At 67.9% G+C, this 25,761-nt stretch carries 27 protein-coding genes; 12 read left to right on the plus strand and 15 right to left on the minus strand.

The window, feature by feature from the left end; genetic code table 11:
* Window positions 1–91: 91 nt before the first annotated feature.
* Window positions 92–1,840 (minus strand): glutamine--tRNA ligase/YqeY domain fusion protein, encoded by a 1,749-nt coding sequence (locus HDC96_RS15680; RefSeq protein ID WP_179460816.1) that lies wholly within the window; start codon window positions 1,838–1,840, stop codon window positions 92–94.
* A gap of 133 nt (window positions 1,841–1,973) precedes the next feature.
* On the opposite strand from HDC96_RS15680, the gene HDC96_RS15685 reads away from it, so the two are divergent.
* Window positions 1,974–2,240, plus strand: a complete 267-nt coding sequence (locus HDC96_RS15685) for a DUF2007 domain-containing protein (RefSeq protein WP_176990334.1) — start codon at window positions 1,974–1,976, stop codon at window positions 2,238–2,240.
* Between the two features lie 30 nt (window positions 2,241–2,270).
* The gene (gene msrA / locus HDC96_RS15690; protein ID WP_179460997.1) at window positions 2,271–2,924 is read left to right on the plus strand and encodes a peptide-methionine (S)-S-oxide reductase MsrA; all 654 of its coding nucleotides are present in this window, start codon (window positions 2,271–2,273) and stop codon (window positions 2,922–2,924) included.
* Window positions 2,925–3,240: 316 nt separating this feature from the next.
* Here the strand turns inward: msrA and HDC96_RS15695 are convergent, their stop codons facing one another.
* From HDC96_RS15695 to ahpC, 5 genes are all read right to left on the minus strand, one after another.
* Window positions 3,241–4,203, minus strand: a complete 963-nt coding sequence (locus tag HDC96_RS15695; RefSeq protein ID WP_179460817.1) for a transaldolase — start codon at window positions 4,201–4,203, stop codon at window positions 3,241–3,243.
* A 53-nt stretch (window positions 4,204–4,256) separates the two neighbouring features.
* Window positions 4,257–4,664: a nucleoside diphosphate kinase regulator gene (gene rnk, locus HDC96_RS15700; RefSeq protein WP_019182413.1), complete on the minus strand. Its 408-nt coding sequence runs from the start codon at window positions 4,662–4,664 to the stop codon at window positions 4,257–4,259.
* A 138-nt stretch (window positions 4,665–4,802) separates the two neighbouring features.
* Window positions 4,803–5,759, minus strand: coding sequence for a DNA-binding transcriptional regulator OxyR (gene oxyR, locus HDC96_RS15705; RefSeq protein WP_179460818.1), 957 nt, complete (start codon window positions 5,757–5,759; stop codon window positions 4,803–4,805).
* Between the two features lie 90 nt (window positions 5,760–5,849).
* Complete coding sequence (gene ahpF, locus HDC96_RS15710; protein ID WP_179460819.1) at window positions 5,850–7,442, minus strand: alkyl hydroperoxide reductase subunit F; 1,593 nt, start codon at window positions 7,440–7,442, stop codon at window positions 5,850–5,852.
* A 151-nt stretch (window positions 7,443–7,593) separates the two neighbouring features.
* Window positions 7,594–8,157, minus strand: coding sequence for an alkyl hydroperoxide reductase subunit C (ahpC, locus tag HDC96_RS15715; RefSeq protein ID WP_176990330.1), 564 nt, complete (start codon window positions 8,155–8,157; stop codon window positions 7,594–7,596).
* Window positions 8,158–8,583: 426 nt separating this feature from the next.
* On the opposite strand from ahpC, the gene prmC reads away from it, so the two are divergent.
* Together prmC and pip are read left to right on the plus strand one after the other, a co-directional pair.
* Window positions 8,584–9,432: a peptide chain release factor N(5)-glutamine methyltransferase gene (gene prmC / locus HDC96_RS15720; protein ID WP_179460998.1), complete on the plus strand. Its 849-nt coding sequence runs from the start codon at window positions 8,584–8,586 to the stop codon at window positions 9,430–9,432.
* 102 nt (window positions 9,433–9,534) lie between these two features.
* Entirely contained in the window at window positions 9,535–10,479 is a 945-nt protein-coding gene (pip, locus tag HDC96_RS15725; RefSeq protein WP_179460820.1) for a prolyl aminopeptidase, read from the plus strand.
* 87 nt (window positions 10,480–10,566) lie between these two features.
* Here the strand turns inward: pip and HDC96_RS15730 are convergent, their stop codons facing one another.
* Window positions 10,567–11,454 carry a LysR family transcriptional regulator gene (locus HDC96_RS15730; protein ID WP_179460821.1) on the minus strand — a complete coding sequence of 296 codons (888 nt, stop codon included), beginning with the start codon at window positions 11,452–11,454 and terminating at the stop codon, window positions 10,567–10,569.
* A gap of 109 nt (window positions 11,455–11,563) precedes the next feature.
* On the opposite strand from HDC96_RS15730, the gene HDC96_RS15735 reads away from it, so the two are divergent.
* The gene (locus HDC96_RS15735) at window positions 11,564–13,009 is read left to right on the plus strand and encodes an MFS transporter (protein WP_179460822.1); all 1,446 of its coding nucleotides are present in this window, start codon (window positions 11,564–11,566) and stop codon (window positions 13,007–13,009) included.
* Between the two features lie 4 nt (window positions 13,010–13,013).
* Window positions 13,014–13,229 carry a hypothetical protein gene (locus HDC96_RS15740; RefSeq protein ID WP_179460823.1) on the plus strand — a complete coding sequence of 72 codons (216 nt, stop codon included), beginning with the start codon at window positions 13,014–13,016 and terminating at the stop codon, window positions 13,227–13,229.
* Window positions 13,230–13,282: 53 nt separating this feature from the next.
* On the opposite strand, the gene HDC96_RS15745 is transcribed toward HDC96_RS15740, so the two are convergent.
* From HDC96_RS15745 to HDC96_RS15760, 4 genes are read right to left on the minus strand one after another with little or no spacing between them, the layout of a single operon-like run.
* On the minus strand, window positions 13,283–14,092 hold the full coding sequence (locus HDC96_RS15745; protein ID WP_179460824.1) for an N-formylglutamate amidohydrolase: 810 nt from the start codon (window positions 14,090–14,092) through the stop codon (window positions 13,283–13,285).
* Window positions 14,085–14,636 (minus strand): NUDIX hydrolase, encoded by a 552-nt coding sequence (locus tag HDC96_RS15750; protein WP_179460825.1) that lies wholly within the window; start codon window positions 14,634–14,636, stop codon window positions 14,085–14,087. The genes HDC96_RS15745 and HDC96_RS15750 overlap by 8 nt, the downstream gene beginning before the upstream one ends.
* Entirely contained in the window at window positions 14,633–15,571 is a 939-nt protein-coding gene (locus HDC96_RS15755; protein ID WP_179460999.1) for a 5'-3' exonuclease H3TH domain-containing protein, read from the minus strand. Before HDC96_RS15755 ends, HDC96_RS15750 begins: the two co-directional genes overlap by 4 nt.
* Window positions 15,572–15,599: 28 nt before the next feature.
* On the minus strand, window positions 15,600–16,175 hold the full coding sequence (locus HDC96_RS15760; RefSeq protein ID WP_179460826.1) for a nitroreductase: 576 nt from the start codon (window positions 16,173–16,175) through the stop codon (window positions 15,600–15,602).
* Window positions 16,176–16,505: 330 nt separating this feature from the next.
* On the opposite strand from HDC96_RS15760, the gene HDC96_RS15765 reads away from it, so the two are divergent.
* Together HDC96_RS15765 and HDC96_RS15770 are read left to right on the plus strand one after the other, a co-directional pair.
* Entirely contained in the window at window positions 16,506–18,833 is a 2,328-nt protein-coding gene (locus HDC96_RS15765; protein WP_179460827.1) for a DUF1631 domain-containing protein, read from the plus strand.
* A gap of 71 nt (window positions 18,834–18,904) precedes the next feature.
* The gene (locus HDC96_RS15770) at window positions 18,905–19,987 is read left to right on the plus strand and encodes an NAD(P) transhydrogenase subunit alpha (protein WP_179460828.1); all 1,083 of its coding nucleotides are present in this window, start codon (window positions 18,905–18,907) and stop codon (window positions 19,985–19,987) included.
* A 50-nt stretch (window positions 19,988–20,037) separates the two neighbouring features.
* Here the strand turns inward: HDC96_RS15770 and HDC96_RS15775 are convergent, their stop codons facing one another.
* From HDC96_RS15775 to HDC96_RS15785, 3 genes are read right to left on the minus strand one after another with little or no spacing between them, the layout of a single operon-like run.
* Window positions 20,038–20,451: a DUF3106 domain-containing protein gene (locus HDC96_RS15775; RefSeq protein ID WP_179460829.1), complete on the minus strand. Its 414-nt coding sequence runs from the start codon at window positions 20,449–20,451 to the stop codon at window positions 20,038–20,040.
* On the minus strand, window positions 20,451–20,762 hold the full coding sequence (locus HDC96_RS15780; protein ID WP_179461000.1) for a hypothetical protein: 312 nt from the start codon (window positions 20,760–20,762) through the stop codon (window positions 20,451–20,453). The genes HDC96_RS15775 and HDC96_RS15780 overlap by 1 nt, the downstream gene beginning before the upstream one ends.
* Before the next feature lie 20 nt (window positions 20,763–20,782).
* A complete protein-coding gene (locus tag HDC96_RS15785; protein ID WP_179460830.1) occupies window positions 20,783–21,358 on the minus strand; it encodes an RNA polymerase sigma factor in 576 nt (191 codons plus the stop codon).
* 130 nt (window positions 21,359–21,488) lie between these two features.
* On the opposite strand from HDC96_RS15785, the gene HDC96_RS15790 reads away from it, so the two are divergent.
* Together HDC96_RS15790 and HDC96_RS15795 are read left to right on the plus strand one after the other, a co-directional pair.
* The gene (locus HDC96_RS15790; RefSeq protein ID WP_121044596.1) at window positions 21,489–21,797 is read left to right on the plus strand and encodes an NAD(P) transhydrogenase subunit alpha; all 309 of its coding nucleotides are present in this window, start codon (window positions 21,489–21,491) and stop codon (window positions 21,795–21,797) included.
* On the plus strand, window positions 21,794–23,248 hold the full coding sequence (locus HDC96_RS15795) for an NAD(P)(+) transhydrogenase (Re/Si-specific) subunit beta (RefSeq protein WP_176990317.1): 1,455 nt from the start codon (window positions 21,794–21,796) through the stop codon (window positions 23,246–23,248). The genes HDC96_RS15790 and HDC96_RS15795 overlap by 4 nt, the downstream gene beginning before the upstream one ends.
* Before the next feature lie 99 nt (window positions 23,249–23,347).
* Here HDC96_RS15795 and HDC96_RS15800 read toward each other — a convergent pair whose 3' ends face one another.
* The gene (locus HDC96_RS15800) at window positions 23,348–23,767 is read right to left on the minus strand and encodes a hypothetical protein (protein WP_179460831.1); all 420 of its coding nucleotides are present in this window, start codon (window positions 23,765–23,767) and stop codon (window positions 23,348–23,350) included.
* Window positions 23,768–23,885: 118 nt separating this feature from the next.
* Here HDC96_RS15800 and sufT point away from each other — a divergent pair, with 118 nt between their 5' ends.
* Together sufT and HDC96_RS15810 are read left to right on the plus strand one after the other, a co-directional pair.
* Window positions 23,886–24,437, plus strand: coding sequence for a putative Fe-S cluster assembly protein SufT (gene sufT, locus HDC96_RS15805; RefSeq protein ID WP_179460832.1), 552 nt, complete (start codon window positions 23,886–23,888; stop codon window positions 24,435–24,437).
* Between the two features lie 57 nt (window positions 24,438–24,494).
* Entirely contained in the window at window positions 24,495–25,592 is a 1,098-nt protein-coding gene (locus HDC96_RS15810; RefSeq protein WP_179460833.1) for a branched-chain amino acid aminotransferase, read from the plus strand.
* Window positions 25,593–25,761 lie beyond the last annotated feature (169 nt).

Here is a 25,761-nt window from a genome sequence, read left to right on the forward strand (position 1 = left end):
GTTCGCAGGCGTGCTGGAGCGCAGGCCCTGCCGTGGCAGGGCCGCGCTGGAATGACACGGTGGCCGGTGCCAGGCACCGGCCGGGTGCCGCTTACGCCGACCAGGTATCGCGCAGGGTCACGCTGCGGTTGAACACCGGCTTGGCGGCGGTGTGATCGCGGCGGTCGGCGACGAAGTAGCCGGTGCGCTCGAACTGGAACGACTGCTCCGGCGCGGCGCTGGCCGCGGCCGGCTCGACATAACCGGTGACGGTGCGGCGCGAGTCCGGGTTGAGGTAATCGCGGTAGGTCTTGCCGTCGGACTCGTCGTCCGGGTTCGGCACCGAGAACAGGCGGTCGTACAGACGGATCTCGGCCGGCACCGCGTGCACGGCGCTGACCCAGTGGATGGTGCCCTTGACCTTGCGGTTGGCGCCTTCCATGCCCGGGCGCGATTCCGGATCCAGCCAGCCGCGCAGCTCGGTGATGGTATCGTCGGCGTCCTTGATCACCTCATCGCAGCGGATGATGCCGGCGCCGCGCAGGCGCACTTCGCCGCCCGGCACCAGGCGCTTCCAGCCCTTGGGCGGGACCTCGGCGAAATCCTCGCGCTCGATCCACAGCTCGCGCGCGAACGGCACCTCGCGGGTCCCGAACGCCTCATCCTTGGGATGGTTGGCGAAGGTCAGGGTTTCTGCGTGGCCCTCCGGCAGATTGGTCAGCACCAGCTTGACCGGATCGACCACCGCCATGCGGCGTGCGGCGGCACTGTCCAGGTCTTCGCGCAGCGCGCCTTCGAGCACGCTGAAATCGATCAGCGAGTTCTGCTTGCTGATGCCCACGCGCTCGGCGAACAGGCGCATCGCCGCCGGGGTATAGCCACGACGACGCAGGCCCTGCAGGGTCGGCATGCGCGGGTCTTCCCAGCCATCCACCAGCTGCTCGGTGACCAGCGCCATCAGCTTGCGCTTGCTCATCACCGTGTAGTTGATGTTCAAGCGCGAGAATTCGATCTGGCGCGGCTTGGCGGCTTCACGCGGCAGGCCGCGATCGACCAGCGGCTGGGTCAGCGCATCGTCGTGGGCGAAATCGACGTTGTCCACGCACCAGTCGTACAGCGGGCGGTGGTCTTCGAACTCCAGCGTGCACAGCGAGTGGGTGATGCCCTCGATGGAATCGCCCAGTGCATGCGCGAAGTCGTACATCGGGTAGATCGGCCACGCATTGCCGGTGTTCTGGTGTTCGACGTGCTTGATCCGGTACAGCGCCGGGTCGCGCAGGTTGATGTTGCCGCTGGCCATGTCGATCTTGGCGCGCACGGTGCGTGCACCATCCGGGAACTCGCCCGCGCGCATGCGGCGGAACAGATCCAGATTCTCTTCGACGCTGCGCTCGCGGAACGGCGACGGACGGCCCGGCTCGGTCAGGGTGCCGCGGTAGGCGCGCACTTCTTCGGCGGACAGGTCGCACACGTAGGCCTTGCCATCGCGGATCAGCTTCTGCGCGGCCAGGTAATAGGCATCGAAATAGTCCGAGGCATGGCGCAGCTCGTTCCACTCGAAGCCCAGCCAGCGCACGTCATCCTGGATCGCGGCCACGTACTCCGGATCTTCCTTTGCCGGGTTGGTGTCGTCGAAGCGCAGGTTGCACACGCCGTTGAACTCACCGGCGATGCCGAAGTTCAGGCAGATCGACTTGGCGTGGCCGATGTGCAGGTAGCCGTTGGGCTCCGGCGGAAAGCGCGTCTTGATCGCGGCATGCTTGCCGGCCGCCAGGTCCTCGCGGACGATCTGACGGATGAAATCCCGTTTTTCCTGGGCTTCCGGAAGGGCGTCGGTGGGGGCGGCGGTAGACTCGGACATGATGCGCGGTCGCAGTTAAAAGGCAGAAAGACCAACAGTTTAGCCTGTCGAGGGTGGGCTTGCCCGGTCGCGTGGGTCGGCACGCCTTCAGCCCCCGGGCGTATGCTGGCCCCATGCCCTCCGGAGTCCGCCCATGCACGTGATCTACCAGGCCGACAACCTGTTCGACGCCCATCTGGTCAAACACGCCCTGGAGGACGCCGGCATCCCTGCGTTCGTCTTCGGCGAATCGCTGCTGGGCGGGATGGGCGAACTCCCGCTGTTCGGCGTCCTGCGCGTCTGCGTCCCCGATCTGGCCCGTCCCGAAGCGGAAGACATCGTCGCCCAACTGGACTTGGGCACGGCCCCGGACGACCCCATATTCGACGGAGACGAAAGCGCCGGCCTGTTGCCGGCCTAGGAGAACGCCATGTTGGGTATTGGAAACGGTCTGTTGGGCATCGGCGCCTTCAAGCAGCGCCTGCCGCGCCCGGAAGAAGCGTTGCCGGGCCGCGACCAGCCCCTGCCGCTGCTGCACAACCAGCATTACGTCAACAGCCACCCGCTGAAAGACAGCTTCAGCGGCCTGGCGCGCATCCGCTTCGCCATGGGCTGTTTCTGGGGTGCCGAGCGCAAATTCTGGACCATCCCGGGCGTCTACTCGACCTCGGTCGGCTACGCCGGCGGCGTCACCCCGAACCCCACCTACGAAGAAGTCTGCTCCGGCCTGACCGGGCACACTGAAATCGTCGAGGTGGTCTACGACCCCGACATCGTCCCGCTCGAACGCCTGCTCCAGGTCTTCTGGGAAAGCCACGACCCCACCCAGGGCATGCGCCAGGGCAACGACACCGGCACCCAGTACCGCTCCGCGATCCACGCCACCACCCAGGCCCAGCTCGACGCCGCCCTGGCCAGCCGCGACGCCTACCAGCAGCGCCTGAACGACAGCGGCTACGGCGCCATCACCACCGACATCGCCTTCCCCGCGCCCGAGTACTACTACGCCGAGGATTACCACCAGCAGTACCTCGCCAAGAACCCCAACGGCTACTGCGGCATCGGCGGCACCGGCGTCAGCTGCCCCATCGGCGTGGACGCCTGATACCCCAGAGCCGACCAACGGTCGGCTCTACCAGGTCCAGCAGACAGCCCTAGGCTCGCCGCTCTACTGCTCTCCCCAACGCACCAGCCATGTGTCGACGGCGCGGTGTGGGTGGGTTTGCAGGACCGTTGGAGCGGCATGGATGCCGCTCACGAGCCCCCAGGGATGGGTTTACGGCGCGTCCAGCAAACCCACCCACACCGCGCCAACCCAGACGAAAGTGAGCGGTTGCCGTTGCCGTTGCCGTCGCCGTCCGCGCCAAAAACAAAAGGCCCCGCAGAGCAGGGCCTTTCGTCGTCCACCCAACCGCCAGCGCTTACAGCCGCTCGCGGATCGTCTGGCGCAACGCCTCCAGATCCTTGGCGAACGCATCGATGCCGCTCGCCAGCTTCTCCGTGGCCATCGGGTCGGCTGCCAGATCCGCCGCAAACCGCGCGCCATCGATCGGCGTCACCTGGACGGATTCCGCCGCACCGGCCACCAGCCTGCGCGGCAGTTCGCCGTGATCGGCGTCCAGCTTCTCCAGCAGGTCCGGCGAGATCGTCAGGCGATCGCAGCCCGCCAGCGCCTCGATCTGCGCCGTCGAACGGAACGACGCACCCATCACCACCGTCGGCGAACCGCGGCGCTTGAACTCGGCATACACGCCGCGCACGAACACCACGCCCGGGTCCTCATCGATGCTGGCTGGCGACTGGCCATTGGCCACATACCAGTCCAGGATGCGGCCCACGAACGGCGAAATCAGGAACGCCCCGGCCTCGCTGCAGGCCAGCGCCTGGGTCGGATTGAAGATCAGCGTCAGGTTGCAGTCGATCCCCTCGGCCTGCAGCTGGCGTGCCGCCTCCACGCCTGCCCAGGTCGCCGCGATCTTGATCAGCACCTTGCTGCGCGGCACGCCGGCCGCTTCGTACATCGCGATGAACTGGCGCGCCTTGGCCACCGTCGCCGCCGTATCGTGGGCCTGGTCCGCATCGACTTCGGTCGAGACCCGGCCCGGTACCAGCGTGCTGAGCAGCGTACCCACGCCCACCGTCAGCCGATCAGCCACCGCGTGCACGATGGTCTCGCGCTCACCCGCCTGCTCGCGTCCCCAGGCCAGCGCGCTGTCGATCAGATCGGCGTACACCGGCAGATCCAGCGCCTTCTTCACCAGGGTGGGATTGGTCGTGCAGTCGACCGGCTTCAAGCGCTTGATCGCTTCGTAATCGCCGGTATCGGCAACCACCACGGACAGATCGCGCAGCTGGGAGAGTTTGGACAGCGAAACGGTGCTCATTGCTACTCCTGGGACGGAACGGTGGAGCCTGCGCGGCGACGCAGCAGGCGGGATCAGGCGTGGGGCTGGTGATGGACGGCGGTCACCCGCAGGCGCAGCTTGCGCCCACCCGGGGCCACCCAATCCATGGTCTGGCCGATCGACAGGCCCAGCAGGGCGGTGCCCACCGGTGCCAGGATCGAGACCTTGCCCTGTTCAACATCGGCCTCACGCGGATAGACCAGCGTCAGAACATGCTTTTCGTTCTGCAGCTCATCTTCGCACTCCACGCGCGAATGCATCATGACGGTGCCCTCGGGAACCTGGTCCGGCGCCACGACGGTCGCGCGGTTGAGTTCCTCGGCCAGGGCGATCCCGGCGGGGGTCTGGCTGACAGCGGGAGACTCGAGCATGGCGTCCAGGCGGTCCATGTCGTGGCTTGAAACGATGATCGAGGGGGGCAGTCCGCTGGAAGTGGACATGGTGTAGCTCCTTGCGTTTGTGGAAGACCCATGCAAAAAGGCGGCGCCTGCTGGCACCGCCTCGTCCTATTGTGCTGACAATCGTAGACGGATGCGACCCGTCCGGCGTATCGGCCGCGTCGGCCGGTTCAGGCAGGCTCAGCCGGCGCGTGGCAACGGCGTGGCGGCGGCCACCGGGACATCGGTGGACTCCAGCGCGAACAGGCCCTGCGGCAGCCGTTTGAACTGCTGGGCCAGTTGCTCCAGGAAGCCGGTCATCGCCGAACTGCGGCGCCACGCCATCGCGATGCGGCGGCTGGGGCGGTCATCGCCACTGAAATCCAGCAGGCGGATGTTGTCCGAGCGCGGCACCGGCGGCTTCACCGAGAGCGTCGGCAGCAGGGTGATGCCCACATCGGCGGCCACCATCTGCCGCAGCGTTTCCAGGCTGGTCGCGCGGAACTCCGATTTCTCGTTGGCCCCGAACAGCCGGCACACCGCCAGCGCCTGGTCGCGCAGGCAGTGCCCGTCCTCGAGCAGCAGCAGCTTCTGCGACGACAGCTCCTGCACGTCCAGGTGCTGGCGGCGTGCCAGCGGGTGCTGCTGCGAAACCGCCAGCAGGAAGGGCTCTTCGAACAGGAACTCGGCATGCAGCTGGTCATCGTCCAGCGGCAGCGCCAGCAGGGCGGCATCCAGCCTGCCCTCGCGCAGGCGGGTCAGCAGTTCGTCGCTTTTTTCCTCGACCAGCAGCAGTTCCAGCTGCGGGAAGCGCTCGCGGATGTTGGGGATCACATGCGGCAGCAGGTACGGACCCAGCGTCGGGAAGATGCCGAGCCGGACGGTGCCGGCCTCGGGATCGCGACTGCGCCGCGCGGCTTCTTTCATCTGCTCCACTTCGGCCACGATCGTGCGTGCACGCGCGGCGGCTTCCACCCCGGCCGGGGTCAGCATCACTTTGCGCGGTGCGCGCTCCACCAGCGGCAGACCCAGCTCATCCTCGAGCTTGCGGATCTGGGTGGACAAGGTGGGCTGGCTGACGAAGCAGGCAGCGGCGGCCTTGCCGAAATGGCGGTGGTCGGCCAGCGCCACCAGATATTTCAAATCACGTAGGTTCATTTCCTTGGACCTCTCACGGCAATGGACCGGGTGATGGCGTGGCTACCCAGCAGACAGACAAGGTTCCCGGCGGACCGGGAACCGGACGTTTCAGGCAGCTTCGGCGACAGCGCCGCTGCTCTTCGGAACGGAGGTACGGATCAGGTGATCGAAGGCGCTCAGTGCCGCAGTGGAACCGGCGCCCATCGCGATGACGATCTGCTTGTACGGAACGGTCGTGCAATCGCCTGCGGCGAAGACACCCGGCACGCTGGTCTGGCCGCGGTCGTCGATCAGGATCTCGCCACGCGGTGACAGAGCCACCGTGTCCTTCAACCATTCGGTATTCGGCAGAAGACCGATCTGCACGAAGATGCCTTCCAGTTCCACCCGGTGCGAATCGCCCCCGACGCGGTCCTGGTAGACCAGACCCGTCACCTTCTGGCCATCGCCCAGCACTTCCTGGGTGAGGGCGCTGGTGATGATGGTGACGTTGCCCAGACTGCGCAGCTTCTTCTGCAGCACTTCATCGGCCCGCAGTTTGTCATCAAATTCCAGAAGGGTCACATGCGTCACCAGACCCGCCAGATCGATGGCCGCTTCCACGCCGGAGTTGCCCCCGCCGATCACCGCGACCCGCTTGCCCTTGAACAACGGACCGTCGCAATGCGGGCAGTACGCCACGCCCTTGTTGCGGTACTGGTCTTCGCCGGGCACGTTCATCTGGCGCCAGCGTGCGCCGGTGGACAGGATCACCGAGCGCGACTTCAGCGACGCGCCGTTCTCCAGCTTGATCTCGACCAGGCCATCGTCGCCCGCCGGCACCAGCGCGCTGGCGCGCTGCAGGTTCATGATGTCCACCTCGTACTCGCGCACATGCTGTTCCAGCGCTGCAGCCAGCTTCGGGCCTTCGGTTTCCTTGACCGAGATGAAGTTCTCGATCGCCATGGTGTCCAGCACCTGGCCACCGAAACGTTCGGCCGCCACACCGGTGCGGATACCCTTGCGCGCGGCATAGATCGCCGCAGCCGCGCCGGCCGGACCACCGCCCACCACCAGCACGTCGAACGGTGCCTTGGTGCTGAGCTTTTCGGCATCGCGTTTGGCCGCACCGGTGTCGAGCTTGGCCACGATCTGCTCCAGCGTCATGCGGCCCTGGTCGAACACTTCCCCGTTGAGGTACACGGTCGGCACGGACATGATCTGGCGCGCTTCGACCTCGGCCGGGAACAGCCCGCCATCGATCGCCACGTGCTGGATGCGCGGGTTCAGCACCGCCGCCAGGTTCAGCGCCTGGACCACGTCCGGGCAGTTCTGGCAGGACAGCGAGAAGTAGGTTTCGAAGCGGTACTCGCCCTCCAGGTTGCGCACCTGCTCGATCAGCTCGGCCGTGGCCTTGGAGGGGTGGCCGCCGACCTGCAGCAGTGCCAGCACCAGCGAGGTGAACTCGTGGCCCATCGGCAGGCCCGCGAACACCAGATGGATGTCCTGGCCCGGGGTGGTCAGCGCGAACGAGGGCGTGCGCTCGCTGCTGTCGCGACGCACGTCGAGGCTGATCTGCGTCGACAGCGAGGTCAGCGTGTTCAGCAGCTCGAGCATCTCCTGCGACTTGGCGCCGTCATCCACGTGCGCCGTGATCTGGATCGGACGGGTGACACGTTCCAGATAGGTCTTCAGCTGGGACTGGAGGTTGGCATCCAACATCGAAAAACTCCTTGATTCAGGCAAGGGAACAGCGTCGACGAACCCCGCGGGTGCATCTGCGCGACATGGGGGTGAACCGAAACCGGCGCGTGGAGCACCGGCTTGGGTTCACCCCCATCCCCGGCGGGCGGGGATGGGGATGAGAAGCGGCTTAGATCTTGCCGACCAGGTCCAGCGACGGGGTCAGGGTCTTTTCGCCTTCCTTCCACTTGGCCGGGCACACCTGGTTCGGGTTGGCGGCGGTGAACTGGGCAGCCTTCAGCTTGCGCAGGGTCTCGGAGACGTCACGGGCGATCTCGTTGGAGTGGATCTCCAGGGTCTTGATCACGCCTTCCGGGTTGATGATGAAGGTGCCGCGCAGGGCCAGGCCTTCTTCCGGAATGTGCACGCCGAAGGCGTTGGTCAGCTGGTGGGTCGGATCGCCGACCAGCGGGAACTGGGCCTTGCCGACGGCCGGCGAGGTTTCGTGCCACACCTTATGCGAGAAGTGCGTGTCGGTGGTGACGATGTAGACCTCGGCACCGGCCTTCTGGAACTCGGCGTAATGATCGGCGGCGTCTTCGATCTCGGTCGGGCAGTTGAAGGTGAACGCGGCCGGCATGAAGATCAGCACGGACCAGTGACCCTTCAGGGTGGCGTCGGAGACCTTGATGAACTCGCCGTTCTGGTAGGCGTTGGCTTCGAACGGCTGGATCTGGGTGTTGATGAGCGACATCGTTGTTCCTCTTGGTGAAGGGGGTGGGTGAAGCGACCAACACAGGTTAGCGGCTCCGTTCCAATAAGGACAATCCATTGATTGCATCTATGTGATAGTCAAAGACTATCAGAACCAGCTGATCCTGCGATGAAGGGTGGCCGCCCTATCCGTCAAAACCGTTGCAGCGCAATGACCGCGCCCGTTGAGGCGGCAGGCGCTGCAATAGCTTCTGCATATCCGGGGACGCAGCAACCTGAACGGTCGCGCGGCTCGGGCGGCCGGCACCCCCGGATTTCGGACTGAAATCGATAACGGCCACAGATGCATATATGCGTATCGATGCGTGGATTCAATCGACAGCCGGTCGCGGACAGCCCGGGCGTGGGTCCGGCCCCCATGGCCCCGTGGACTACACTGCGCGCCCCACCGCTGTTCCGTCCCGCCATGACCGCCGCCGCCCCTGACATCCGCCAGCTGCTCGCCGATGCCGCCGCCCGCCTGCCCGGCGTGGAAGGCCGGCACGAAGCGGAACTGCTGTTGCTGCACGTCCTGGAGCGCGAGCGCAGCTGGCTGTTCGCGCACGCCACCGATCCGGTCGAGCCGGCGCATGCCGCGGCGTTCGAGGCCCTGCTCGACCAGCGCGTGGCCGGCGCGCCGGTGGCCTACCTGCTGGGCCGCCGCGGTTTCTGGACGCTGGATCTGGAGGTCAGCCCGGCCACCCTGATTCCGCGCCCGGAGACCGAGCTGCTGGTCGAGCTGGCGCTGGCGCGGTTGCCGGCGGACAGCCCGCTGCGGATCGCGGATCTGGGCACCGGCAGCGGCGCGATCGCCTTGGCGCTGGCCAGCGAACGGCCGCAGGCCAGGGTCATCGCCACCGACCTCAGCGAGGCCGCATTGGCGGTCGCGGCGCGCAACGCGCAGCGCCATGCACGGGGCAACGTCAGCGTCCGGCAGGGCGCGTGGTATGCCCCGCTGGCCGGTGAGCGGTTCGATCTGATCGCGACCAACCCGCCGTATATCGCCAGCGACGATCCGCACCTGGTCCAGGGTGACCTGCGTTTCGAGCCGGCCACCGCGCTGGCCTCCGGCCTTGATGGGCTGGATGACATCCGGCTGATCATCGCCGGTGCGGCAGCGCACCTGCTTCCCGGCGGCTGGCTGCTGATCGAACACGGCTGGGACCAGGGCGAGGCGATCCGCGCGCTGCTGCGGCACGCCGGTTTCCAGTCGGTCGCCACCGAACGCGATCTGGAACAGCGCGACCGGGTGAGCCTGGGCTGTCTGGCGGCCTGACCGCGTGCCGTCCCTGCGGTGACCCCGACGCTAGAATGACCTGTCCAACGGGCCGCCGCGCAGCGTGATGCGGCGACTGTCATTCCACATGGAGTTCCTGTCATGCGTACGCTGTATCCCGCCATCACCCCTTACGACGTCGGCACCCTGAAGGTCGATGACCGCCACACGCTGTACTTCGAGCAGTGCGGCAATCCCGACGGCAAGCCGGTGGTGATGCTGCACGGTGGCCCGGGCGGCGGCTGCAGCGACAAAATGCGCCAGTTCCACGACCCGGCCAAGTACCGGATCATCCTGTTCGACCAGCGCGGTGCCGGCCGTTCCACGCCGCACGCGGACCTGGTCGACAACACCACCTGGGACCTGGTCGCCGATATCGAGACGCTGCGCGAGCACCTCAAGGTGGATCGCTGGCAGGTCTTCGGCGGCAGCTGGGGCTCGACCCTGGCGCTGGCCTATGCCCAGACCCACCCGCAGCGTGTGACCGAGCTGGTCCTGCGCGGCATCTTCATGCTGCGCCGCTGGGAGCTGGAATGGTTCTATCAGGAAGGCGCCAACCGCCTGTTCCCGGATGCGTGGGAGCATTACCTCAAGCCGATCCCGGCCGTGGAGCGCCACGACCTGATCTCCGCCTTCCACCGCCGCCTGACCAGCGACGATGAAGCCACCCGCTTGGCCGCGGCCAAGGCGTGGAGCGTGTGGGAAGGCGCGACCAGCTTCCTGCACGTGGACGATGACTTCGTGAACAGCCATCAGGATCCGCAGTTCGCGTTGGCCTTCGCCCGCATCGAGAACCATTACTTCGTCAACGGCGGTTTCTTCGAGGTGGAAGAACAGCTGCTGCGCGACGCGCACCGCATCGCCGATATTCCGGGCGTGATCGTGCACGGCCGCTACGACGTGGTCTGCCCGCTGCAGAGTGCGTGGGAACTGCACAAGGCGTGGCCGAAGTCGACGCTGGAGATCAGCCCGGCGTCGGGCCACTCCGCGTTCGAAGCCGAGAATGTCGACGCGCTGGTGCGTGCGACGGATCGTTTCGCAGGTTGATGGAGGCGTGCCGACCAACGGTCGGCACCTACCGGGCTGCCCCGTGCGTCGCCCGGCCGATCACGACCGTTGGTCGTGATCCGCGGTTTACCAGTTCCCCGCCAACAACGCCTGCGCCAGCACCTGCAGCTTCGGCGAGGCCTGGCGCGAGGGCGGGTATACCAGCGACAGCACCCGGCTGCGCCCCTCGAACGCTTGCAGCACCCGCTGCAGTCGGCCGTCGGCGAGCGCATCGGCCACCGCGAAATCCATTACCTGCACGATGCCGATCCCGGCCAGCGCGCCTTCCACCAGCGGGTCGCCGCTGTCGAACACCATCCGCGCCGGCGGGGTGAAGTCGCGCAGCTGACCGTCGGCCTCGCGGAACTGCCAGTCCACCAACCGCCCGCTGCGCAGATTGCGGACCGCCAGGCAGGCGTGATCGTGCAATGCATCGATGCTGGCCGGTTCTCCGTGCCGCGCGATATAGGCCGGCGAGGCGACCGTGACCCAGTGCAACGGCCGCAGGGGCCGCGCCACCATGCGCACATCGCTGATCGGCCCGGTGCGCAGCGCCGCATCGAAGCCTTCCTCGACGAGATCGACCAGCCGGTCATTGAGCACCAGCTCGAACTGCAGCTGGGGATGGGTGGCCATCAACTGCCCGGCCAGCGGCACCAGCACCTTGCGCCCGAACATCGACGGCGCGGTCAGCTTCAACACGCCCGAAGGCGTAGACGGCCGATCGCCCAGGCGCCGCTCGGCATCCTCCAGCCCGCTCAGCAGCGGCGCGCAATGTTCGACGAACTGGCGGCCATCCGGGGTCAGGCTGACGTTGCGGGTAGTGCGGTGGAGCAGGCGCACACCGAGCGCGCTTTCCAGCCGCCCGATCGCCCGCGACAGCCCGGACTGGCTGATCCCCAGCTGGCCGGCGGCGACCGTGAAGCTGCGTGCTTCGGCCACCTGCACCAGCATGCGCACGGCGTTGAGGTCCATCGCTCCTCCGATTCATGCGGATATGCATGACAGATATCGAAGTATCCGGGTTTATTTATGCAGCGTCATCAATGAGACTGCCCACCTTCTTACGTTCCACCGAGTCGGCATGACCTCCCCCCTGTCTCCCGCTGGCGCCCCGGCGCCGGCGTTCCCCCGTCTGGCCCTGGCCCTGCTCGCCACCGCCCAGCTGATCATCGCGCTGGATTCCACGATCATCTTCGTCGCCCTGCACGAGATGGGCGCGCAGCTGCACATCAATGCCCAGCAGCTGCAGTGGATCGTCAGCGGCTACACGGTGGCGTTCGGCGGCTGCCTGCTGCTCGGCGGCCGCGCGGCCGATCTGCTGGGACGCCGCCGGATCTATCGGCTGGGCATGGCGCTGTTCGCGCTGGCCTCGCTGGTCGGCGGTTTCAGCAACAGCGCCTGGCTGCTGATCGCCGCCCGCGCGGTACAGGGCATCGGTGCGGCATTGCTGTTCCCGGCCACGCTGGCGCTGATCAATACGCTCTACGCCGAAGGCGCGCCGCGCAACCGCGCGCTGGCGATCTGGTCGATGGCCAGCGCCGGCGGCCTGGCCCTGGGCACGCTGCTCGGTGGCGTGCTGACCCAGAGCTTCGGCTGGGCTTCGGTGCTGCTGGTGATCGTGCCGTTCGCCGGCGGCTGCGCGCTGCTGGGTGGCTGGTGGCTGCCGCGCGACGCCGCGCCGCTGACGGGCCGCTCGTTCGATCTGGCCGGCTGTGTGACGGTGACCGTCGGCGGCAGCCTGCTGGTGACCACCCTGGTGCAGGGCCCGGAGTGGGGCTGGCTGGCGCCACGCACGCTGATCTGCCTGGCCGTGTCGGCCGTGATGCTGGCGGCCTTCGTGCAGATCGAACGCCGCAGCCGTGACCCGCTGATGCAGTTCTCGCTGCTGCGCCTGCGCAGCCTGCGTGCGGCGATGCTGCTGACGATGCTGTTCATGAGCAGCTACGGCGTGCAGTACTACTTCCTGGCGCTGTACTACCAGGATGGCTATGGCTGGAGCGCGCTGCAGGCGGGCCTGGCGTTCCTGCCGCCGACCCTGGTGTGCACGTTCGGCATCCGCATCGCCGAGCGCATGCTCGCCCGGCGTTCCCCGCGCCAGGTGCTGACGGTGGGCATGTTGGCCGGCGCGGTCGGCATCGCCGCGGTCGCCGTCGCGCTGCCCTATGGCGCGACCTACTGGGCGCTGCTGCCGGGCATCGTGGTGCTCAGCCTGGGCCAGGGCATCACCTGGACCTCGATGTGGATCGTAGCCGGGCAGGGCGTGCCGGCCGCGCAGCAGGGCGTGGCCTCCGGCATGGCCGCCACGGCGCAGCAGATCGGTGGCGCGCTGGGCCTGGCGCTGCTGGTGATGGTGGCCAATACCGGTCGTGGCAACGCGGGTGCCAGCAGTGACGCGGCCCTGCAGGGCATGATCCACGCGCAGTACGGCGCGGCGCTGTTCGCGCTGCTGGGCGTGGGCGTCGCGCTGTGGCTGCGGCCGCAGGAAGATGCCGCGACGCCGGCGCCGGTGTGCGCGGGTGAAGGATGAGCCGATGACCGACCGTCTTGCCTTGGGCCAGGCGCTTGAGGCCATCGCGGGATGCAGCAACGAACGTGACGTGTGGGACCGGTATGGCTGGGTCTACGCAACCGACGGCGACGAACGTGATGCGCGGTTCTGGTGCGGGATGTTCCGGGCGTCCTGCATCACGTCGGAGATGCGGGGATACCGTGCGTTTCCGTGGCTGGAGGCGCCTGCGGTGGGGTGATGTTGGGTTGCCGGCCAGCGGCCGGCACTACCGGCGCTGGTCGACAGTACGCCTTACGCCGCTGGCACTGCGACCAGCTGCGGCTGCAGGGCGGTGAAGATGCGCGCCAGCCGCTGTGCCCAGGCCTGCTGGCCGGCGGCATCGGCAATCAGGTCCTGGCGGATCTCCAGCTCCACGTGCAGCAGCCCGCGGCCTTCGCCATGCACCGGCACGGCATAGTCGCTGGTGCTGCTGACCGCGTAGGGCTGGTTGTCGCCCACCACCAGGTCGCCTTCATCGCGCAGCGCATCCCGCAGGCGATGTGCGAACCGCGTGTCGCGGTGGTACAGCACGCCGGCATGCCACGGCCGCTCGGCGTCATTCATGACAGGGGTGAAGCTGTGCATCATCACCAGCAACGTCGGCCGGGCCTGCGCCTGGCGCGTGTCCAGCTCGGCATCGATGCGCGCATGGTAGGGCGCATGGATCGCCGCGATGCGCTGTTGCCGCTGCAGCGCGGACAGGCCCTGGTTGCCGGGCACCACGGTGAGGTCGCTGACTGCCGGCATCAACGTGGGGGAGGCCAACGGCCGGTTGCAGTCGATCACCAGCCGCGAGTACGTCTGGGTGATCGCCCATGCATCCAGCCGCCGCGCCAGTTCCACGGTGACCCCGGCGATACCGATGTCCCAGCCGATGTGGCGGTCCAGTTCGGCCTGCGGCAGGCCGAGCCCGGCCAGTGACGCCGGCACCTGCTGCCCCGCATGGTCGGCGATCAGCAGGAACGGTGAGCGGCCCTGCGTCTGGTGCACGGTGAACGGCGCCGGGTCGGCCGGCCCCAGCAGGGGCGTGGCGGTGTCCGGATGGGCCAACGAATCAGCCACGCGGGGTGCCGTCCAGGTGATGTTCGATCATCCACAGGCCGGCCCACAGCTTGGCATCCAGCTCGTAACCCTGGCTCATCTTCTCGACCAGCCATGCCGCGGCGCGGGCGCGCGGAATCTCGTGCACGGTGATGTCTTCGCTGGCATCGCCACCGCCCTCACCCACCTTGCGCAGGCCGGTGGCGCGCACGAAGGCGATCTTCTCGCTGCTCGCACCGGAGGAGGTCGGGCCGATCATCAGCACCTCGGCGTGCTCGGCGGTCCAGCCGGTTTCTTCCTCCAGCTCGCGCACGGCGGAAACCTCGATCGACTCGCCGGCATCGATGTCGCCGACCAGCCCGGCCGGCATCTCGATGGTCCTGGCCTGCAGCGGGATGCGGAACTGTTCGACGAACAGCACGGTGTCTGCCGGGGTGACCGCGATGATGATCGCGGCCAGGCCGCCGGCGTGGGTGCGCTCGCTGTATTCCCAGGTGCCGCGCACGACCATGCGCTGGTACTTGCCTTCAAACACAACTTTCGGTTCTTGCGTAGTAGGGCTCATGCGAACTCGCTGGCAACGGAAGAGGAATCGGACAGGCCGGCGGCGGTGAACAGGCGGCGACGGGTCAACGGCCCGAACCGCAGTGCATCGCACAGGCCCTGCAGCATCTGCGCGTCGGCCACGCCGCGGCTGAAATCAACGGCAGCACCCTCCAGCGGGGCATCCAGCGCGATGGTGGTCAGCTGGCGCCACAGCAGCGCATGCTCGCGCTGTTCGCGCAGCCGCACCGCCATCTGCGCCGCACCGCGCAGGCGCAGGAAGGGCACTTCGTCCAGGCGCTCATACAACACGTCCATGCTGCCGAAATGCGCCAACAGAACGGCGGCCGATTTGGCGCCCACACCGGTCACGCCGGGGATGTTGTCGACCGCATCGCCGCACAGCGCCAGGTAGTCGGCGATCTGGTGCGCATGCACGCCGTGGCGGGCTTTGACACCGGCCATGCCCCAGCGCTGGTTGCGCGCGTAATCCCACTGCTCGTCATGCTCGAACAGCAGCTGCGAGAGGTCCTTGTCGGCGGAGATGATCACCCCGCGCATGCCGGCGTCGCGGCGCGCGTGCAGGGCGCTGCCGATCAGGTCGTCGGCTTCGTATTCGTGGTGGGCCAGCACCGCCAGGCCGAGCGCGGTGCACAGCGCCTTGCAGTGCGCGAACTGGCGGCGCAGCGCATCCGGCGCGGGATCGCGGTTGGCCTTGTAGGCGGCATAGATGCGGTGGCGGAAGCAGCTGTCCAGCGCCTCATCGAACGCGATGGCGATGTTCGCCGGCCGCTCGCGCTCGAGCAGGTCGAGCAGGAAGCGCGCGAAGCCGTGCACGGCATTGGTCGGCCAGCCCTGCTGGTCCTGGAACTCATCCGGCATCGAATGCCAGGCGCGGAACACGTACAGGCTGGCATCGACCAGGTACAACGGCGCACGCAGCGGCGGCGGGGCCATGCCGGGGCCGGCAGCAAGGGCGGACATCTCAGCCCTCCCAGTCCTGCAGCAGCGCGGCGGGATCCGGGCGCTCGCGCTCGGGAACCGCGGTCTTCGGCGTGCCGATGTGGATGAAGCCGGCGATCTGCTCGCCCTCGGCCAGGCCGAGGTGGGCGTGCACGGCGGGGTCGAAGGCCATCCAGGCGGTCAACCACTGGGCGCCGAAGCCCAGCGCCTGCGCGGCCTGCAGCAGGGCGAAGCAGACGCAGCCGGCGGTCATCAGCTGTTCGGCCTCGGGCACCTTGGGGTTCGGGCGCGGGCTGGCGATGACGGTGATGACCAGCGGGGCATGGGAGAAACGCTGGCGGTCCTTGTCCAGCTGGGCCGGCGACACCTGGGGGTCGCGCTGGACGGCGCGCTCGGCCAGGAACGTGCCCAGACTGTGACGCGCATCGCCGGCGATCCGCAGGAAGCGGTAGGGCACCAGCTTGCCGTGGTCGGGCACGCGCACGGCCGAGGCCAGCATCCGCAGCAGGGTCGCCGGGTCGGGGCCGGGCTCGCCGAGTTGCTTGGCGGGGACCGAACGGCGGGCGTCCAGGGCATGCAGCGCGGGGGGAACGGACATGGGCTCTCGATCTGGCTTCACGGTGCCCCGATTATAGTCGCGACCGTTTGTGACACGGTCCTAGGTATCTCGGTGCAATTTGCGACAAAACGTGATGAACATCACCTAATCAGCGGACTTCCTTCACGTGGCTGTACTCGCTTCCGGGGCCTGCTGCGCTTACGATACAAAGCCTGCCGGGCCACCGGTAACGAGGTTTAAAGTGTCGACTGTTTCACTGTCTCTGACCGGTCGGCCGGCCTACCATCCGAACGTGGGCGCATGGGGTGCGCCGGCGCTCGTTGTTTCCATGCTGTACTCAGTGCCTGCGAGGGTGGGGAGCCTTTTCGCATGATTGCCACGCCCAATGTAGGGGGGCACCCGGGCCGTGACCCGGCGTTGTTGAAGATGGCCCGCGAGGCCGTGCTGCCGGGGCTGGTCGAGTCGTTCTCGACGGTGCTGGCGCGCTTCGATGATGTGCTGTTCGACCGTGCCGGTACCGCCGGCGCGTCGCAGTTGCTGTTCCTGGACGGCATGCGCGAGCTGCGCCGCCGCCGGGAGGACATCGTGTCCGGCTTCCGCGCCCACCTGGCCCAGGCCTGGGACGCGCTGGAGCGGGGCGAGCCGCTGTCGGCCGAGGCCACCCTGGCCGGCCAGATCGAGGACGGGCTGAGCCTGGTGCCCGAACACGTGCTGGAATCCCGGCTGGCGGTGCGCAACTTCGCCACCGTGCTGCTGCGCGACTTCAAGCCGGTGCTGTCGCGGCTGGACCGCCGCCTGGGCGTGATCGCCGGCGGCCTGGAACTGCAGGCCGATACCAATCCGATCAGCCCCGAGCACCTCGGCGTGGCCATCCATGAGGCCTTCGCCGACTGTGAACTGGCCCCGGAAGTGCGGCTGGTGCTGATCAAACTGTGCGAGCGCGACCTGCAGCAGCCGATCGGCAAGCGGTACGAGTATCTGGACGAACAACTGGCCGCGGCTGGCGTGATGCCGCAGATGGCCGCGCGCCGGCCTGCGCCGCGCGCACCGTCGCCGCCACAGCGGGATGACCGCGACGCCTTCGATGGGTTCGAGACCGAGGCCGGGCTGGGCGCGGCGGGCGACGAGGGGCAGGCACCCGCCTGGGCCCGTCGTTTCGCCGACCGCTGGGCCGAGAGCCGTGGCCGCCTCCAGGGTAGCGGTGGCGCGCAGGCCGCGCAGGACGGGTATGGCGAAGGCGGTGAGAGCCTTGGCGGCAACCAGGGCATGCTGCTCGATGCCCTGCATGAACTCCTGCAGCAGACCCGCCACGTGCGCGAGGACGCCACGTCGGCGGCCAGCGTCGCGGTGGGCCAGCAACGCCCGTTGAGCCAGCGCGAGATGATGTCGGTGCTTTCGCTGCTGCAGGCCACGCCGAGCGCGACCCTGCGCGCGGCGATCGGCGAGGACGGCGAATCGCTGGCGCAACGCCTGAAGAGTGAAGTGCTGTCCGGCGCGACCCGGCTCGGGGTCGATCCCGCGCAGGCGCGGCTGGACCCGCAGGACGAGGATGCGATCGACCTGGTCGGCATGCTGTTCGACGTGATGCTCGACGAGCGCGACCTGGAGGGCCGCTCGCGCGAGCTGATCGGCCGGCTGGTGGTGCCCTTCGTCAAGGTCGCCATGCTTGATCGCCGCATGTTCGTGCAGAAGACCCACCCGGCGCGCAAGCTGCTCAACTCGCTGGCCGAGGCCTGCGAAGGCAACACCGGCGAGAGCCAGGCCGAGCGCGTGCTGATGGGCAAGGTCGAGGAAATCATCGAGCGCCTGGTCGCCGAGTTCAACGAGAACCTGGCGATCTTCCTGACCCTGGAAGAAGAATTCCGCGACTTCCTGACCCAGCACCGGCGCCGGATCGAGATCGCCGAGCGGCGTGCCGCCGAAACCCAGCGCGGCCAGGAAAAGCTCGAAATGGCCCGCCAGCGCGCCAGTGCCGAACTGGACCGCCGGATCGGCGATACCACCTTGCCGCAGGCGATCGGTGAGTTCCTGCGCCAGCCGTGGCAGCACCATCTGACCCTGACCGTGCTGCGCGAAGGCGAAGACGGGGCGTCGGTCGGTGAGGCACTGAGCCTGGCCGATGGCATGCTGGAGGAAGTGGCCGAGGCACGCCGCCATATCGTCGGCAAGCCCTGGCTGCAGGCCTGGCATCCGGCGCTGCGCAAGGTGTTTGCCAGTGTCGGCGTGCATGCCGATGCGGCGACCAGTGCCATCGATGCGCTGCACGACACCCTGCAGGGCATCGCCGAATCGCGCCCCGAGCTGGAACGCGCGCTGCCCGAACTGCCGCAGGTGGCGCTGCCGTCGCCGCCGACGCAGGAATCGGCGGCGGTGGAGCTGGGCAGCAAGGTCGATGTCAGCGATTTCGACAATGCCGATGCCGACCGCTTCCGTGGCCTGGAGATCGGCACCTGGCTGGATTTCGTCGACAAGGACGGCAAGGTCCAGGCCGGCAAGTTGTCCTGGGTGAGCCCGATCTCCCAGCGCCTGCTGTTCGTCAACCGGCGCGGGGTGCGCTTCTGCGTGGCCTCGCCGGAAGAACTGGCGGTGATGGTGCGCCTGGGTCGCCTGCGGGCGCATATCGACGATGGCGCGTTCGACAGCGCCATGCAGGGCGTGATCGATCGGCTGGATACCAGGAACGCCACCGTGCATTGAACCCCCGGGCCACGCTGGCCCGGCGATCAGGTTACGATCAGCCCACAATCCGCTGATCGTCGGGGACAGGCATGGCTGTCGAGGTGTTGGTGGTAAAGGAACATGCGCCGGGGGAACGGCGCGTGGCGATGACGCCGGAAACGGCGCGCAAGCTGATCGCGCTCGGCGCGGGCGTGTCATTCGAGCCAAACGCCGGGTTGGCTGCCGGCTTCCCCGATGCGGTGTATCAGGAGGTGGGGGCGCAGCCCGCCGATGACACCCGCCTGGGCCAGGCCGACATCGTGCTGTGCGTGCAGCCACCGTCCAACGACCGCCTTGCGCGGTTGAAATCCGGCGCCAGCCTGATCGGCATGCTGCACCCGCAGGCCGACGCCGAGCGGGCCGGCCTGATCCAGTCGCGCGGCCTGCAGGCGTTTCCGCTGGAGCGCTTGCCGCGCACCACGCGCGCGCAGTCGATGGACGTGCTCAGTTCGCAGGCCGGCATGGCCGGTTACAAAGCCACGTTGATCGCCGCCCAGCGCGCACCACGCTTCTTCCCGATGCTCACCACCGCCGCCGGCACGATCCGTCCCTCAAAGGTGCTGGTGGTCGGCGCCGGCGTGGCGGGCCTGCAGGCGATCGCCACGGCGCGTCGCTTGGGCGCGCAGGTGGAAGGCTTCGATGTGCGCCCGGAAACCCGCGAGCAGATCGAATCGCTGGGCGGCAAGTTCCTCGACCTGGGCGTCAGCGCGGTCGGCGAAGGTGGCTATGCGCGCCCGTTGACCGATGAAGAACGCGCCGAGCAGCAGCGTCGTCTCGGCGAGCATCTGCGTACGGTGGATGTGGTGATCTGCACCGCCGCCGTGCCAGGGCGACCGGCGCCGAAGATCGTCAGCACCGCGATGGCGCGTGGCATGAGACCGGGCAGCGTGATCGTCGATCTCGCCGCGGAAACCGGCGGCAATTGCGAGGCCACGCAACCGGGCGAGGTGGTGGACCTGGACGGCGTGCTCATCGATGGCCCGCTCAACCTGGCCAGCCAGGGCGCGGTGCATGCCAGCGAGATGTATGCCCGCAACCTCTACAACTTCGTCGCCCTGTTCCTGAAAGAGGGCGCCGTCAGCTTCGACTGGGACGACGAACTGCTCGCGAAAACCCGCTGGGTCGCCGCCTGAAAAAACGGGGACGGAGGTAGTTAATAATCCCCTCCGTCCCCGTTAATTGCTCAGCGCTTCGGGGCGGGGTTCGCCTTGAGCCAGGCCTTGCGTTCGTCCGGGGTCATCCGCGCCCAGCGGTCGCGCAGTGCCTGCCGCTGCTCCGGGGTCATGCTGCGCATCTGAGCGAACAGCGCGCGCGCCTGCTCGCGCTGCTCCGGCGTCATGTTCTCGAAACGGTGCCGGCCCCGGTGCGCCTGCGCGCGCTGTTCCGGGGTCATGCTCAGCCAGCGCTGGCCGTGCTGCAACATGCGCTCGCGCTGCGGCGCTGGCGCGTCGTTCCAGCGGTCACGCACGGGCGCGATCAACGCCTCGCGCTGCTGCGGGGTGAGTGTGTCCCAGTCCGGCAGCGGGGCGGTCTGGGCCAAGCCCGCCGCACTCAGCGTCAGCAACACCAGCCCCAGGGGCAGTCGCAGTTTCATCATCACTCCATTGCCAGGTCGGTACTGCCCAGCCACACGTACAGATCGGGATTTTCGTCGAGGACATCGCTGCCGTCATCGGCCGCGCTCGCCACGACCGCGGCCGGCGGGGCGGTCGATTCGCCGAGGAGGAAACTGTAGCCCAACGCGAGCGCGACCACCGCTGAACAGGCGGTGGCCATCCACCAGGACGGGGCATGCCGCCTGGGCGGCGAGGCGGCATGACGCGCGCTGCGCAGCCGCGCCAGCGCAACCGGCGAGAGGCTATCCAGCGCCTGCGCATGCAGCTGCCGCAGGGCGGCATCGTCATGCATCGAAGGGGGCAGGGGGCGGTTCACAGGGCGATCTCCAGAGACTGCTGCAGCGCCTGGCGGGCGCGCGAAAGATGGGTTTTGACCGCGCCTTCGCTGCAGCCCATGGCCTTGGCCGTGGTGGCGCCGTCCAGGTCCTGCAGCACGCGCAGGGTGAAGGCCTCGCGCTGGCGGGCGGGCAGCTCCCGCAGCGCCTGCACCAGCTGCGCGTACTGATCGCGCTGCTCATGGGCCTGGGCCGGGCCGGGCGCGTGGTCGGCCCAGTCGATGTCATGGTCGCCGCCGGCGTCGTCACTGCTGCGCCAGAACTTCAGGCGGAAGCCACGGCGGCGCTGCAGGTCGACGACGCGGCGGCGCAGGATGCTCCAGAACAGTGGCGCCCACTCGGCGGCGGGTTTGTCGCGGTAACCGAGCATCTTCAACATGCTGTCCTGCACCGCATCCAGCGCGTCGTCGCGCTGGCGCAGGCCGGCCTCGGCGAAGCGGAACGCGCGCGGGCCGATCCCGGCCAGGAACGCATCCAGCGACACCGGCAGCGCCACCTCGGGCGTGGCAGGCAGGTCGGCATCCGTCGACGGTAGGGGAGAGCTCACCAGCACAGGGTAGCGTTCCGGCAGGGGGATACCGTGAGAACGCGCCAGGGCGGCTGCGGTTGACCGGCCTGCCCGATTGGTTCAGCGCATGGTTATGATGCAGGGGACGGGATGACCGCCTGGGAGAGTGACTGCAATGAGCGACGGGTTCGTGGCGTTGTACATCTTCATGCTGGCCGCCATTGCCGGCCACGTGATCATTTCACGGGTGCCGGTGATCCTGCATACCCCTTTGATGTCCGGCTCCAACTTCATCCACGGCATCGTGCTGATCGGCGCGATGGTGGTGCTGGGGCATGCGCAGACCCCGCTGGAGAAGATCATCGGCTTCATCGCGGTGGTGCTCGGCGCGGGCAACGCGGCCGGCGGCTACGTGGTGACCGAACGCATGCTCGACATGTTCAAGCCCAGCGCCAAGCGCGACGCCGGGGAGAAGACACCTTGAACGTGACCACCGCGCAACTGCTGCAGTGGCTGGTCCAGGTGAGCTATCTGGTCGCCGCGACCCTGTTCCTGCTTGGCCTGCAGCGCATGGCCTCGCCGATGACCGCGCGCAGCGGCATCCGCTGGGCCGGCCTGGGCATGCTGATCGCCACGGTGGCGACGTTCTTCCTGCCCGAGCTGCACAACATCCCGCTGATCCTGGCTGCGGTGGCGATCGGCACCGGCGTGGCGTGGTGGTCGGCCAAGCGCGTGGCGATCACCGACATGCCGCAGATGGTGGCGCTCTACAACGGCATGGGCGGCGGTTCCGCGGCGGCGATCGGCGCGGTCGAACTGCTGCGCTTCTCGTTCCTGGCCAACCGCGATACCACCCATTGGAGCGAGCAGGCGCTGGCCGATCTCGCCGCGCGCCAGCCGTCCGCGACGGTGCTGGCGCTGGCCGTGATCGGCTCGGCGATCGGCGCGGTCTCGCTGTCCGGCTCGATCATCGCCTGGGCCAAACTCGATGGTCGGCTCGACCGACGCGTCACCTTCCCGGGGCAGCAGGCGTTCAACCTGCTGGTCGCGCTGGCGATGGTGGTGCTGGGCATCTGGGCAGCGGTGACGCTGAGCCCGGTGGCGATCATCAGCTTCTTCGTGGTCGCGCTCGCACTCGGCGTGCTGATGACGCTGCCGATCGGGGGCGCCGACATGCCGGTGGTGATCTCGCTGTACAACGCGTTCACCGGCCTGGCCGTGGCCTTCGAGGGCTACGTGCTCGGCAACGAGGCGCTGATCATCGCCGGCATGATGGTCGGCGCGGCCGGCATCCTGCTGACCCGCCTGATGGCCAAGGCGATGAACCGCCCGATCAGCGGCGTGCTGTTCTCCAACTTCGGCGGCGGCGGGGTCGCGCAGGAGATCAGCGGCGCGCAGAAGCCGATCGAGGCCAGCGATGTCGCCGCGATGCTGGCCTTCGCCGAGCGCGTGGTGATCGTGCCCGGCTACGGCATGGCCGTGGCCCAGGCGCAACACAAGGTGTGGGAGCTGGCGCAGCGCCTGATCGATCGCGGCATCAAGGTGAAGTTCGCGATCCACCCGGTTGCCGGGCGCATGCCGGGGCACATGAACGTGCTGCTGGCCGAAGCGGGCGTGCCCTACGACCTGATCGCCGACATGGACGACATCAACCCGGAGTTCCCGAACACCGACGTGGTGCTGGTGATCGGCGCCAACGACGTGGTCAATCCGGTCGCGCGCACCGACCCGGCCAGCCCGATCTACGGGATGCCGATCCTGGACGTGGTCAACGCCCGCAACGTGGTGGTGATCAAGCGCGGCAAGGGCACCGGCTTTGCCGGCATCGAGAATGCGCTGTTCTACGCCGACAACGCCCGCATGCTGTACGGCGATGGCGCCGGTGCGGCGAGCGCGCTGGTCAGTGAATTGAAGGCGCTCGACGGCGGGCATTGAGGGGCGGATGCAATGGTCACGACCAACGGTCGTGACCTACCGGCGTCCGTGCGCAGTCATCCGGTCATCGGTAGCCCACGACCGTTGGTCGTGGGGCGATTACCTCGCCACCCACCCGCCCACGACCAGCGCCACGCCCAGCCACAGCCATTCGACCGCGCCGTTGGCCAGGCCGCTCAGGGTCCAGGCCAGATAGGGCCCCATGCGCAACGCTGATTCCCACGGCGTGAGTCCCATCGCGCCGCCGAGGTAGGCCGAGGCGATGCCCCAGTTGGCGGCCAGCGCCACCAGCACGGTGGCCAGCAGGGTCAGCACCACCCGCGCAGCACCCGCGCGCAGGGTCCCCAGACGCAGCATGAATGCGATCTCCAATGCCGCAATAACCGCCATCCAGCCGGCCTGGCGGCCGGTGAGCAGGGCGATGAACAACCAGGCCAGCGTGGCCGTGACGACACCAAGCAGAAACAGCGGGGGCCAGAGCCAGTGGCGGCTCCGGACAGGCACGGACGTGGGCGACATGCAATCTTCCTGTGAGTCCGGACAGGATACCGGCTTGCGGGGTGACCGGCGCATGGGCGGCCACTGGGCTAAAATGGTCGCCTTGCGGGAATTCGCCGCGACCCCCATATCGATCCACATGTATTCCCGTAGCAGTGAACCTGTCCACTTCGAACGCGACTGCGAGGCCGTCATGGTCCCGCAGGGCGAAACGGTCACGCTGCCCGCTGGCAGCTATGGCTATATCACCCAGGCCCTGGGTGGCAGCTATACCGTCTTTGTCGAAGGCAATCTGTTCCGCATCGCCGGCAAGGATGGCGATGCCATCGGCAAGGAGGCGCCCCCGGCGCTGGAACTGCCCGCCGATGCCTCCGACGAGGAGGTCGAAAAACTGGTGTGGCAGCAGCTGCGCACCTGCTTCGACCCGGAAATCCCCTTCAATATCGTCGATCTGGGCCTGGTCTATGAAGTGGACCTCAAGCACCTGGACGACGGCCGGCGCGAGGTCGAGATCAAGATGACCCTGACCGCGCCCGGCTGCGGCATGGGCGAGATCCTGGTCGATGACGTGCGCAGCAAGCTGGAAATGATCCCGACGGTGGCCGAGGCCGACGTCGAGCTGGTGTTCGACCCGCCGTGGGGCCGCCACATGATGTCCGAGGCCGCCCGGCTCGAAACCGGCATGCTGTAACCGCCCATCGCCAGCCGGCGTCACGGCGTTCCCCGTAACCAGAACAGGAAATATCCGGTGTCCCAGTCTTCCGTGAGCTTCAACACCACCCGTTCCGCCCAGCCGCGCAGCAGCGAGGAGCGTGAACGCATCCTGGCCGCCCCCGGTTTTGGTCTGCACTTCACCGATCACATGGTGGAAGTGCGCTGGGACAAGGACACCGGCTGGCACGATGCGGTGGTGCGCCCGTACGGCCCGCTGCAGCTGGACCCGGCCGCCGCGGTGCTGCATTACGGCCAGGAGATCTTCGAAGGCATCAAGGCCTACCGTCACGCCGACGGTTCGATCTGGACCTTCCGCCCGGAGGCCAACGGCCGCCGCCTGCAGCGTTCGGCGCAGCGCCTGGCGCTGCCGGAACTGCCGGTTGAGATCTTCGTCGAATCGCTCAAGCAGATGATCGCCGTGGACGCCAGCTGGGTGCCGTCGGCCGACGAATCCAGCCTGTATTTCCGTCCGTTCATGATCGGCGATGAAGCCTTCCTCGGCGTGCGCGGCGCGCACAAGGCCGGCTACTACGTGATCGCCAGCCCGGCCGGCCCGTACTTCGCCAAGGGCGTGGCCCCGGTGTCGATCTGGCTGTCCACCGAGTACGCGCGCGCGGGCAAGGGCGGCACCGGCGCGGCCAAGTGCGGTGGCAACTACGCCGCTTCACTGCTGCCGCAGCAGAAGGCGCAGGCGCAGGGCTGCTCGCAGGTGCTGTTCCTGGATCCGGTCGAGGGCAAGTACCTGGAAGAACTGGGTGGCATGAACGTGTTCCTGGTCTACAAGGACGGCACCCTGGTGACCCCGTCGCTGTCGGGCAGCATCCTGGAAGGCATCACCCGCGAAAGCATCCTGCAGCTTGCCCGCGACCGCGGCATGAAGGTCGAAGAGCGCAAGGTCACCCTTGATGAGTGGAAGGACGGCGTGACCTCCGGCGAGATCGTGGAAGCGTTCGCCTGCGGCACCGCTGCGGTGGTCACCCCGATCGGCCAGCTCAAGGGCGAAGGCTTCTCGGTGGGCGACATCAACGCCCCGGCCGGCGAAGTGACGATGTCGCTGCGCAAGGAACTGACCGACATCCAGTACGGCCGCCTGCCGGACCGTCATGGCTGGCTGGTCCGCCTGGACGCCTGAGTCCTTCCGGTCTGAGCTGAAGCATCGAAACCCGCCTGGCGACAGGCGGGTTTTTTGTTGCCGGGGCCGCCACCGCAACGGTGGTGCAGCGTTCGCCAGCGGCCGGCACTACTGTCCTGCGGTGGCAGTGGCGTAAGTCATTGATGCGCAAGGGGTGTCCCGATTTTGT

This window comes from Stenotrophomonas sp. JAI102, assembly GCF_013409105.1.
Lineage (GTDB): Bacteria > Pseudomonadota > Gammaproteobacteria > Xanthomonadales > Xanthomonadaceae > Stenotrophomonas > Stenotrophomonas maltophilia_AA.

Excerpts from the sequence above, each read along its gene's own strand:
- HDC96_RS15680 (WP_179460816.1), bottom strand. The coding sequence starts at position 1,840 with ATGTCCGAGTCTACCGCCGCCCCCACCGACGCCCTTCCGGAAGCCCAG.
- HDC96_RS15685 (WP_176990334.1), top strand. The coding sequence starts at position 1,974 with ATGCACGTGATCTACCAGGCCGACAACCTGTTCGACGCCCATCTGGTC.
- HDC96_RS15695 (WP_179460817.1), bottom strand. The coding sequence starts at position 4,203 with ATGAGCACCGTTTCGCTGTCCAAACTCTCCCAGCTGCGCGATCTGTCC.
- rnk (WP_019182413.1), bottom strand. The coding sequence starts at position 4,664 with ATGTCCACTTCCAGCGGACTGCCCCCCTCGATCATCGTTTCAAGCCAC.
- oxyR (WP_179460818.1), bottom strand. The coding sequence starts at position 5,759 with ATGAACCTACGTGATTTGAAATATCTGGTGGCGCTGGCCGACCACCGC.
- ahpF (WP_179460819.1), bottom strand. The coding sequence starts at position 7,442 with ATGTTGGATGCCAACCTCCAGTCCCAGCTGAAGACCTATCTGGAACGT.
- ahpC (WP_176990330.1), bottom strand. The coding sequence starts at position 8,157 with ATGTCGCTCATCAACACCCAGATCCAGCCGTTCGAAGCCAACGCCTAC.
- prmC (WP_179460998.1), top strand. The coding sequence starts at position 8,584 with ATGACCGCCGCCGCCCCTGACATCCGCCAGCTGCTCGCCGATGCCGCC.
- pip (WP_179460820.1), top strand. The coding sequence starts at position 9,535 with ATGCGTACGCTGTATCCCGCCATCACCCCTTACGACGTCGGCACCCTG.
- HDC96_RS15730 (WP_179460821.1), bottom strand. The coding sequence starts at position 11,454 with ATGGACCTCAACGCCGTGCGCATGCTGGTGCAGGTGGCCGAAGCACGC.
- HDC96_RS15735 (WP_179460822.1), top strand. The coding sequence starts at position 11,564 with ATGACCTCCCCCCTGTCTCCCGCTGGCGCCCCGGCGCCGGCGTTCCCC.
- HDC96_RS15740 (WP_179460823.1), top strand. The coding sequence starts at position 13,014 with ATGACCGACCGTCTTGCCTTGGGCCAGGCGCTTGAGGCCATCGCGGGA.
- HDC96_RS15750 (WP_179460825.1), bottom strand. The coding sequence starts at position 14,636 with ATGAGCCCTACTACGCAAGAACCGAAAGTTGTGTTTGAAGGCAAGTAC.
- HDC96_RS15755 (WP_179460999.1), bottom strand. The coding sequence starts at position 15,571 with ATGGCCCCGCCGCCGCTGCGTGCGCCGTTGTACCTGGTCGATGCCAGC.
- HDC96_RS15760 (WP_179460826.1), bottom strand. The coding sequence starts at position 16,175 with ATGTCCGTTCCCCCCGCGCTGCATGCCCTGGACGCCCGCCGTTCGGTC.
- HDC96_RS15765 (WP_179460827.1), top strand. The coding sequence starts at position 16,506 with ATGATTGCCACGCCCAATGTAGGGGGGCACCCGGGCCGTGACCCGGCG.
- HDC96_RS15770 (WP_179460828.1), top strand. The coding sequence starts at position 18,905 with ATGGCTGTCGAGGTGTTGGTGGTAAAGGAACATGCGCCGGGGGAACGG.
- HDC96_RS15775 (WP_179460829.1), bottom strand. The coding sequence starts at position 20,451 with ATGATGAAACTGCGACTGCCCCTGGGGCTGGTGTTGCTGACGCTGAGT.
- HDC96_RS15780 (WP_179461000.1), bottom strand. The coding sequence starts at position 20,762 with ATGCATGACGATGCCGCCCTGCGGCAGCTGCATGCGCAGGCGCTGGAT.
- HDC96_RS15790 (WP_121044596.1), top strand. The coding sequence starts at position 21,489 with ATGAGCGACGGGTTCGTGGCGTTGTACATCTTCATGCTGGCCGCCATT.
- HDC96_RS15800 (WP_179460831.1), bottom strand. The coding sequence starts at position 23,767 with ATGTCGCCCACGTCCGTGCCTGTCCGGAGCCGCCACTGGCTCTGGCCC.
- sufT (WP_179460832.1), top strand. The coding sequence starts at position 23,886 with ATGTATTCCCGTAGCAGTGAACCTGTCCACTTCGAACGCGACTGCGAG.